Annotated in this window: 8 protein-coding genes; 1 reads left to right on the top strand and 7 read right to left on the bottom strand. The window is 40.8% G+C overall.

Annotated elements, in window-relative coordinates; translation table 11 throughout:
* Positions 1-82 precede the first annotated feature (82 nt).
* Entirely contained in the window at positions 83-967 is an 885-nt protein-coding gene (locus B4K11_RS14070; protein ID WP_292955432.1) for a LysR family transcriptional regulator, read from the bottom strand.
* 74 nt (positions 968-1041) lie between these two features.
* A complete protein-coding gene (locus tag B4K11_RS14065) occupies positions 1042-1443 on the bottom strand; it encodes a hypothetical protein (RefSeq protein WP_292955429.1) in 402 nt (133 codons plus the stop codon).
* Between the two features lie 453 nt (positions 1444-1896).
* Between B4K11_RS14065 and B4K11_RS14060 the strand changes: the two genes are divergently transcribed.
* Entirely contained in the window at positions 1897-2160 is a 264-nt protein-coding gene (locus B4K11_RS14060; RefSeq protein WP_292955426.1) for a hypothetical protein, read from the top strand.
* A 56-nt stretch (positions 2161-2216) separates the two neighbouring features.
* Here the strand turns inward: B4K11_RS14060 and B4K11_RS14055 are convergent, their stop codons facing one another.
* The 5 genes from B4K11_RS14055 to B4K11_RS14035 form a co-directional block, all read right to left on the bottom strand.
* Positions 2217-3842, bottom strand: coding sequence for a GDYXXLXY domain-containing protein (locus B4K11_RS14055; RefSeq protein WP_292955423.1), 1626 nt, complete (start codon positions 3840-3842; stop codon positions 2217-2219).
* On the bottom strand, positions 3842-4852 hold the full coding sequence (locus tag B4K11_RS14050) for a DUF2157 domain-containing protein (protein ID WP_292955420.1): 1011 nt from the start codon (positions 4850-4852) through the stop codon (positions 3842-3844). Before B4K11_RS14050 ends, B4K11_RS14055 begins: the two co-directional genes overlap by 1 nt.
* Positions 4853-4965: 113 nt before the next feature.
* Entirely contained in the window at positions 4966-5235 is a 270-nt protein-coding gene (locus tag B4K11_RS14045; protein ID WP_292955417.1) for a zinc ribbon domain-containing protein, read from the bottom strand.
* A 46-nt stretch (positions 5236-5281) separates the two neighbouring features.
* Positions 5282-5752: a nucleoside triphosphate pyrophosphohydrolase family protein gene (locus B4K11_RS14040; RefSeq protein ID WP_292955414.1), complete on the bottom strand. Its 471-nt coding sequence runs from the start codon at positions 5750-5752 to the stop codon at positions 5282-5284.
* Positions 5753-5794: 42 nt separating this feature from the next.
* Positions 5795-6275, bottom strand: a 481-nt coding sequence (locus B4K11_RS14035) for a SufE family protein (protein WP_292959442.1), incomplete at its 5' end; no start/stop codon positions are given.

The raw sequence follows: 6275 nt of genomic DNA, 5'->3' as shown, positions 1-6275 counted from the left end.
AGATGCTGCATCTATGGCGGGTATAGAAACGCTACTTGGCATGTTTGAAGACGTCATTCCTGAATGGGAATCTGCCGCTTAATTAGCAAACAGGGCTGTCTAAATTAGTCAGCAGATGATCGATGAATAAACGGACCTTTGGGTTTAAATGCCTTCTGCTTGGATAGAGGGCGTGTATGCCAACCGTAGGTATTTTAAAGTCACTCAAAATCTCTTCTATCTCGCCTGATGCGATCTCCTCTTTGCAAAGCGTTCTAGGCATAGTGACAATGCCTAGATCTTTTCTCAGCATCTCTCTGCAAAAGCTTAGGCTGTTTGCTCGTAGTTTAAAGTGAACATTAACAGGCTTCCCATCATTCCAGTTCTCAAAGGTCCAGCTTTGGCAGGTTAATTTTGAGCCGATACATTGATGGTGTTTAAGGTCATCAGGTGTTTGAGGGGTACCGTTTTTGCGCAAGTATTCTTTACTCGCATATAGCTGAACTTCGGCATCCGCAATTTTTCGTCCTATAAGGCTCGAATCAGTCAGTTCACCCACGCGTAAAGCGAGATCGATCCCTTCCTCTACTAGGTCAACTACACGTGGACTCAGCTCAAGGTCAATTTGTAGAAGAGGGTATTTTTGCATGAAGCTAGCGACGATATCATTCATGATAAAAATGCCTAGCTCAGGCGGCATGGTGATATGTAACCGACCTTGTGGTTCTTCTTGCTTCGATACGACCTGATCTTCAACTGACGCTAATTCATCGAGTAGGGGCCTACAACGGGAAAAGAGCTCTTGCCCTTCGGAGGTTAAGTTAAGCTTCCGCGTAGTACGTTGTAGAAGGCGCACGCTTAGCTCATCTTCTAACTGAGCTATACGTCGGCTAATAGTAGATTTTTGAATACCAAGCTTCTCTGCGGCCGCAGTGAAGCTATTGTGCTCAATGACTTGAATGAACAGCTTTACATCATTTAGATTCATAGAGCTACTAAATAGGTTAAAGAGAAAACTAACTACGTTTCGTCACACTAAGTCAGTACTGAAAGCAGTTTATATTAAGAGCAGCTGCCTTTTGTTGTTAAAACAACAGATGGCGTCGTTGTTTTAACCGCTTCAAAACTCATGTCACTTTTTAATATAGTGATCTTTGTTGTATCCATGCCACCCATCACCGGATCTTTCGCAGTACGTGTCAGAAGGATAGAGGTGTCTGTTTGCTCGACACTGAACCCGCTTACATCGTTTACTTTTGCAGAATTACCATTGATTTGCACTGAATAACTACAGCGTCCTTCTGGGCAGTTTCGTGTACCAGGGGTTTTCATAAAAGGGGCGGTATACACTGCATGGGTGTAAGAACACTGGTAATTTATACTTTCTGCTTGGGCAATGCTCGGCAAAATAGTGGCAGCAACAAAGCCTAGGCTGGCTGTCATAAGATTAAGTTTCTTGTTCATATTCCTTCCCCTTAATGTCCTTCTTTAAGTCTAGGGCAATTTCTTGATTGCTTAAACCTTTTTATACAGTCTTGGTTTCTGAAAAGGAGTATTTTTGCCTCTTAAGTGCTCAAAAGTTAGATAGCTTTATAAAAAACATAAATAAATAAGCCTATTTATTTATGTTGTTAATGCACCCGATCAAGCGTTAACTCGTTTCTTAGAGAAGTAGAGTTAGCTAGATGACTTAATTTCGAAGTCATAGGCACGTGGCAGTAGATAAGATTTAGTTATCTATTGGTTATTATAGTGTCTTTCGTTATTATTCGGCTTCAGACGATCCTCAGGCTTTTAACCGAGGATAGAAAAGTAGCAATTGGACTGAGGATGTTGGCTATATAAAAGCCATGTAGTTCAAGCGCATATTTCCAGATGCAAATTATAGGCATCTCTACTTATCAAGGAGTCACTACAGTGAACAAATCATTGTTAACATCAATGCTCAGCGTAATATTAATAGTTACACCTGCAATGGGTGTTTATGCGGCTGATAAAAAAGAGCGAGTTAATGTTCGTCAGCTCGTGACGTTACAGGAGCGCGCAGATCATCGTACTTCACTTAAAAATGCAAAATCAGCAGAAGAGCGTGACAAGATCCGTACAGAGTACCATTTACTCATTCAAAAACGTGCAGATGAAAAAGGTATAACTTTACCTGAAGGTTACACTCCAGAGTAAAAAATGAGGCCGATCTGACACTTTTGTTGTATCGGTCTTCTCTATATTTATTGTGCTTAGGGGTTATTCCTTCCTAACAGTTTGTGATTTTTATCACGCATGCCAACAAGTAACATCTCACCCTTATCACTTACTTTGAATTCGCCATATTTAGCTTTTTCATACTTTTCAGCTGATCCTTCTTCAAAGAAAAAGGCATTAGTTGCGAATTTTAATCTTCTATCTCGTATTCTAAATTGTAGAAAAAGTTGATTCGGTTTTAATTGATCACTTCCATCAAGTTTGTCAGTTTCGATCTGGATAAATGTTGCTACCTGTTGATCGCTTAGCTCAACGACTGCATACCCATCAGTGATTTCATTTTCTGCTGCTTCATTATGAACTTGGTTGCCTATTTGATAGCGAAGGCGCATGTAATCACCCTGCATCAGTGAGCGAGGGTCAACAGGGGCGAGTTCTAGAAGGACTGTTCTCCCTTCATTAATAACCGATTCTTTTTGATAAATATTAATATTTATACAAGCTAAAACAAGACATACGCAACCAACGGTGAGCCATTTACGTAGGTTTCTCTTTTCTTGATGTTGGATGCTGGATGAATGTGCTTTAGGGGATTTATTAACGTAGCGTAAACCCCATAGGACCAATAGAAATAGGCTGCCTAAGCTAAACAGGTATATAGATTTAATCAGTAATGTTTCAGCTAGGTTGTAGTAATACCAAGAAATGAAACTAATTAGCGCGATGACACCTAGGGCCATCAACGTGATGCGCTGCCTTAAAAAGCCAACGATCAAAATGAGTATAGCGCTGCTTAAGCCTGTAATAGGAACACTGACTGCTAGTAGTAAGGTAATACCTGAAAGGGAAAGAACCCCAGAGCGAGATGTAAGACTTATTTTTTGCTCAGAAAGAACACAGAAGACTAAATAGATGCAAGTTAATGCAAGAATGGCACTGCCGATTGTCGGACCGTAGTGCTGTAAAAAGCTTGGGTTTTCTCTCATAAAGAATTCAGCTAATTCGTTACTGAAAAGAAAGTGGCCACTAAACTGTACAAGTGAAATAGCGAATCCAAAGCTAATGGGTATGAGTATCGATTGGTACTTATACCCAGTGGTGTCCTTTATCCAAATAAGGGTAAATAATGCTGCAGCGATGGCACTATCTAAACCAAAAATTCCCTGCTGATTAAGCCCCCAGAAAAGCGCAACCATTGCAAACCAACTACTTATCACACGGTGAAGAAAGTTTGGCATTAAAAGGGCAAGTGCACCTTGGATGACAGCAAGAAGGAGAAATACAGTGGTTTCTCGCATGGAGAAGAACTCAAAAAGCGCCCAGGCCATCATAAATTGGCCGCAAAGGCTCAGAGCTAATGCAAGTTGTTCGAAGAAGTTTGCTTGGCCCCTGTTTTTACCTCTGTTTTTAAATATTAAGAAGGAGGTGATGCAGCAACCTAGTCCGCCTATACCCAAAAGCATTTCATTATCATTAAAAAATAGTGTGCCAAAAAGCGTTCCAACAAAAGCGAGCATGAATAGAGCTGCAATCCAGCCTGCAAAGCCTTGCATCGTTTTGATGTACCAAGGAGTTGTGTCTATAGCGTTTGCTGAAAAATCACCGTCAATTAGGTTTTTATTTTGCAAATGGAGCCAAAGATCTTTATCTGATTGATTCATTATATTTGCTCCTCTTCAGCAGAATTACCGACTGTTGTACTGGGCAAATTCTCAATCTGACTTAACTTTTTTAACCACATTCCACCCGACGTCGACAAGCCAATGATGATTAGGCTGATAAATAAAAATGCTCCACCATCCATCGCGTCTCCTAAAAGGTTGATGAGGCAGCAGCTAATAGCAACAATCCCGCTTCCCACACATCCTGAAAGAATGAATAGGTCAAATTGCCGGTGACGATAGTAATAAAAAACAGTGCCAATCCAGATGAGATAAACGGGTCCACCCCATTGTAGTTCTGAAGAATCAAAGATTGCCCAGATAGCTAACCATGTGGCTATAAAACCGGATATTAAGAGGCATAATTGTGGTGCGTATCTGTTTTTTAATGGTGGTTTTTTCAGCTGTAACATCACCTCAAAGGCGATGGCCGATAGGGTATTAAACAGTAGAAAGATACCTAGTAATTCCTCCTCCCTGAATAGAAAACCAAACAGCCCTCTAAAGGTTTGGGAGTAGAGGAGTAATGCTAGATTAATTAGAAGAATCCAAAGTATCCACAGTGCACTTGAGTGATTTAGGAGTGCAAACGGTGTTATCAGTAATGCCCATATAGCAAATAGTTGCCATGGGTCAGCGCCCGTTTGGTAGATCTGCCCGCTTAGCGCCAGCAGGGCGCCAGTAAGGATGGCGATTAGAAAAGTGATGGCTGTGCTGGGACGCTCAAGGGGCGTTACTCTTAAGTAAGCTATTGTTGTAAAGACCATAAAGCCTTGAAGCAGCGCAAACTTTGTTAAAGTGCTGATGGATTGCCAGTTAAAAGCAAAAAAGAAGATTATAGCGGCCGCAATCGCTGTTATGCCAAGCCAAAGGCAACTGCTTTTTAAAAAATGTAACCATTCTTGATTGCTTGGATTCGCATCAGATGCCTCAAGTGCAGATTGGATATCCTCGGTTTTTATATGCCCTTGTTCTGCCCAGTGAAGAATCAGTTTTCGTTTACATGTCATAACAAGGTATCCGACGTCTAGGGTTACTCTAAAGGGTAGAAGCGAAATCGAACTTTTGTAATGCAGTTTCAATTCTAGAGGATAAAAATGTAAGGGCTAAAATCAGACAAACTTTAATTGATTTGTATCGGCTCGCCGCACAAACCACAGCTTGGACAATCAGAACCGGTATTACATGCAGCCGGCAGAGGTTTTTTAAATGCGTTTTTGGGAATGCCCGTTGTTGAGATGAGTTTAGATATTTCTGCAGATTCAGGTATGTCTAAAGGATCTAGCTTTGCTAGTAGGCAAAGCTCTCCCCAATTTTTCGGAGTTAGTGCCGTTGTGTGTTGTACTTCAATGACGCCCCCTAGGGCTTCAATGCTATAAACGTATGTAGGCATAAACAATTCCGTTTGTTAAAAAAAGGGGAGCTGAGATAGCTATTAATCAGCTTAACACGGGTTCATGCCAGTTAGTATTTTTTAGAAATTTGTGTGCGGGGTAAAATTTACCATCTGAGCCAGTCTGATCCTTTGAAGACTTAATGTATGCTTCTGGGATCTCGCCGCCAGCATAAACTTCAAGTCCCTTTTCATCGCGATAGAATGCTAAGGTATCTTCGATCTCTTTCTCTGTTTTACATAGCTTAGATAGGTTACTTGCTTGTACAGCGGCCATATCTTTATCTGCATCGATACCCATAATGTGTGCCATACCGTAGGTAACAACGAGGATATCTGCAACGGCATCACGGATCTCAGAAATGTCTTTGTTCTCGATACCTTCAACAAGCTCAGCTAATTCCTCTTGAATGAGGTGAAGCTGCTTTCCTGATTTCTCCCAATTAGGGTTTTGTAAATCCCCTTGTTCGTTTCCAAAAACAGTATTAAGGAAGGAAACATCGGTAAAATTGCTCATTGTGGCTCCAATTAAAAGGTTTATACGTGAATATCAAGAATGTTAAATGTTATCTTCAGCAATTTGATAAATTCTATCAACGACTGCACGAATACCGTTTCCTCGAGAAGGGCTTAAGTGCTGTTGGAGAGAAAGTTCGCTGAAAACTTTATCAATATCGATTTCTTTTATCTCTGCGGCTGTTTTGTGATTAAAAATCTCGATAACAAGCGCTAGGATGCCTCTAATAATACGTGCATCTGAGTCTGCTGATAAGAGTAGTGTTTTATCTTGCGATAATTTATGAACTAACCAAGTGTTACTCTCACAACCTTTGACAAGATTAGTCGTATTTTTAAATTCTTCTGGCAGATTTGATAACTGTTTCCCTTGCAACATTATTTCGCGGTATCTGGCGTTCCAGCCTTTAAGCGAAATTAGTTTTTTTAACATAGGCGACGTTGTATCCGCCGCTCGTTGCTGTTCTATCTCAGTATGAGATTTATCTGCGTATGGCTTTTGTTCTGATGCGCTTTGAAATGAG

The organism is Neptuniibacter sp. UBA6509, from assembly GCA_002435145.1.
GTDB lineage: Bacteria > Pseudomonadota > Gammaproteobacteria > Pseudomonadales > Balneatricaceae > Neptuniibacter.
The sequence above is the reverse complement of the archived record's forward strand: the minus strand, read 5'-3'. Positions and strand labels throughout refer to the sequence as shown.